This is a genomic window from Vibrio sp. 704 (genome assembly GCF_033339295.1).
Map to the genome: position 1 here is coordinate 1 of NZ_JAWOUH010001006.1, position 521 is coordinate 521.

General features: G+C 48.0%; 1 pseudogene. It reads right to left on the reverse strand.

What is annotated here, in order from left to right:
* Nucleotides 1-521: pseudogene (locus tag R7R24_RS30360) on the reverse strand (sensor histidine kinase); the annotation flags it as partial.

Here is a 521-nt window from a genome sequence, read left to right on the forward strand (position 1 = left end):
TTGTCTGCGACCATCGGGTAGCGTTCCATCGACAACAAGCGCTGGGAGTTTTCGGTGTAAGTTCTCAGCGCGGCAAGTGGTTGGTTTATCGCGTGGTTGATACTGGCAGACAACTCTCCCAGCAAAGCAAGTTTGGCGGCTTGAGTCAGCTCTTGCTGAGTTTGTCTTAGCTCTTGCTGGCTTTGTTCATACTGACGAACCGTTTGCTGCAATTTGTGGTTTGCTTCACTTAGTACAACCGTGCGTTGCATGACTTTTTCTTCCAAGCTCACATTGAGATTGGCAAGGCGTGCCTTGTTCACCAACATCTGAAACCATGCCAATGCGATCAGTGCAATCAGCGCGTATAAAATCAAATAGACTACATCTGCTTGCAATACTGCCGTCAGTACGGTGTGGTGATTGATTAACGCTACAACGCGAAAGCCTTTATCCAACAGATGTGTTGCGTACGCGAGGTAGTTTGGTGACAGCAACAATTGGTTATCCGCAAACTCACTTTCGTCACTTTGCGCGGTAAG